Here is a 2359-nt window from a genome sequence, read left to right on the forward strand (position 1 = left end):
ATATGGCAGAAATAGAATTACACGTTCTAAACCATCAATGTTTGAACAGGCATATTGCAAAAATAGAAAATATTGTCAGCGAAGTAGAGGCTTGGCAACAACACAGAAACAACAAAAATGGTAAAATCAATTGGCAATTTACAACAAACGATGCAAGGCAAAAACTCAGAAGACTTTATCCACCAATTTACGATTAACATAGCACTAGTTGCAAAATATAAATTTCAAAACGATTCTCCAAAAGAAACATAAAATCCATTATTTTTATTATTTCCAATTGCATAATCAAGACGTAAATTCGTTTTATCTTTTTTGTCAACCATAAACCTAATTCCTAAGCCAGTATTGTATTTTGTATTTGTCATTTTTATATTTGAAGCATCAGGATACACGTTTGAAATCCCTCCAAAAGTAGCCATTCCTATACGCCAAACAATAGGAAGTCTAAATTCTAATTGCAAACAACTTAGGTTTTTGTCGCGGTATCTTCCATAATAGTACCCACGAACGAATTTATCCCCACCTAAAAAAGCGTAATCATAAAATGGAGGAGTATTTGTACTTATATCGTTTACAAAACGACCTGCTATAGTAAACTTCTCATTCCAAGTTTTGTAATACCTTAAATCCAATAGAAATTTCCAATAATTCGATTTTGAAAAATTATAAGTACTGTTAACATAGATGTATGTACCACTTGTTGGACTTAATATACTATTTCTATTATCCTTTAATAACGAATATCCCAATCCTAAGGTAACATTATTAGTTAATTCAAGATAATTCAAAGAAGTTGCATTAATAGGGCTAACATTCCAATATTGAATATATTTTAAGGTTACACCAGTAAAAAGATATGGTTTTATTTTTTTAAATGTGGAGATGTCAAAAATGAACCTATTACTTTGGTATGCGAATTTGTTGGAATCAGGAGTGTTAGAACCTATTCCGTAGTAATAATCAGGAAATTTAGAAGAATGAATTTGTCCTTTGGTAAACCAGTTCTCATCTTTAGAAAAAAAATTCCACCCACATTCGATAATTATTTGCCTGTTCCAAGTATAATTGAACTCAATTTTTGCATTTGAATGCCTTGTAGTAGAATCTTGATAAAAATCAAATGTAAATAAAGAAACTGCACCAATATATGTTCTTGTTTCTGGGGAATGCCCAAATGCAGGAACAGGTAATATTTTTACCTTCTTCATTTTAACAGTATCCTGCCCCCATAAAAATATAGGAACGAATAAAAAGAGTAAGAGGTTGTTTAAAAATGGTGTAAAAATTGTTAACGTATTTAATATCACATTGTTAAATAAATATTTATTCGTATATTGCTGATTATTAATCAGATAATTAAGCAAGTATGAAAGCCTACCCAACCAACCTAACTGATATTCAGTACGAAGCTATTGAAAAAATAGTAAATGATAACAGGAAAAGAAAGCATCCTTTAAGATGTATTGTAGACGCATTATTGTACATCACCAAAACTGGTGTTCAATGGAGATTGCTGCCTAAAGATTTCCCTAAGTGGCAACTCGTTTATTATTATTTCAGAAAATGGACAGCAGAAGGGCTTATTGAAGAAATACATGATTTTTTGCGTGATAAGTTAAGAAAGGAAAAAGGAAAACATGTTTCACCAAGTCTTGGATTAATTGATAGTCAAACTGTTAAAACTTGTTCTTTCTCCTGACTTCATCACTTTTACCCAAGATCAACGCTTTTTCTCTATAACTCATTGATTATGAATATTGTTTGTTTTTGTTTTGGGTGTCCCGGCGAGCTCGGTATAGCTTTGTGGGATGTTTTGGCGAAAGAAAAAGAACAAATCGGGGGGTGTAAGTGTACAAGTCATAGATAAAAGCGGTGGCAAGTACAAACTTATTAAGACTATCGGCAGTTCTTCAGACGATAACTTGATTGATAAATATTGCAAAAAAGCGCAAGAGTTTATAAACTCGTATGGTGGGCAGCAACAATTAGATTGAGCCTGTTGCACGACAAAAAGAATAAAAATATTTAACTATTTGATTTTGAATTAATTAAATAATTTATTATTTTTGTGGTGTGATAAAGCACGCCCAAATACAGATGAGTTTTAGCCAGCCCTACGTTTCTAAACGCAGTTCTAAAAACGCGTTTCTAAAGCAAATAAATGAGGTAATTGATTGGGAATCAATCGTAAAAATACTTCAAAAACACTACCCAAAAGGGCTTAGACCGGACGGCAGACCCGCCTACAACCCCATTATTCTTTTCAAAATGCTACTGCTCGGCGTTTGGTATAAAAGCCTGAGCGACAGAGACATAGAAGACAGGACCAACACCGATTTAAGCTGGATGACCTTCGTTG

The 2359-nt window shown here is 32.7% G+C and carries 4 protein-coding genes; 3 read left to right on the forward strand and 1 reads right to left on the reverse strand.

Annotated features, from left to right (window positions below):
• A partial coding sequence (locus tag LC115_11290) for an IS630 family transposase (protein MCZ2357248.1) occupies positions 1–197 on the forward strand: 197 nt, incomplete at its 5' end.
• A 27-nt stretch (positions 198–224) separates the two neighbouring features.
• Here LC115_11290 and LC115_11295 read toward each other — a convergent pair.
• Positions 225–1307, reverse strand: a complete 1083-nt coding sequence (locus LC115_11295) for a BamA/TamA family outer membrane protein (protein ID MCZ2357249.1) — start codon at positions 1305–1307, stop codon at positions 225–227.
• Between the two features lie 59 nt (positions 1308–1366).
• On the opposite strand from LC115_11295, the gene LC115_11300 reads away from it, so the two are divergent.
• Both LC115_11300 and LC115_11305 read left to right on the forward strand, forming a co-directional pair.
• The gene (locus tag LC115_11300) at positions 1367–1699 is read left to right on the forward strand and encodes a transposase (protein MCZ2357250.1); all 333 of its coding nucleotides are present in this window, start codon (positions 1367–1369) and stop codon (positions 1697–1699) included.
• 374 nt (positions 1700–2073) lie between these two features.
• On the forward strand, positions 2074–2359 hold a 286-nt coding region (locus tag LC115_11305), incomplete at its 3' end, for a transposase (GenBank protein ID MCZ2357251.1).

This window comes from Bacteroidia bacterium (assembly GCA_026932145.1).
Lineage (GTDB): Bacteria > Bacteroidota > Bacteroidia > J057 > JAIXKT01 > JAIXKT01.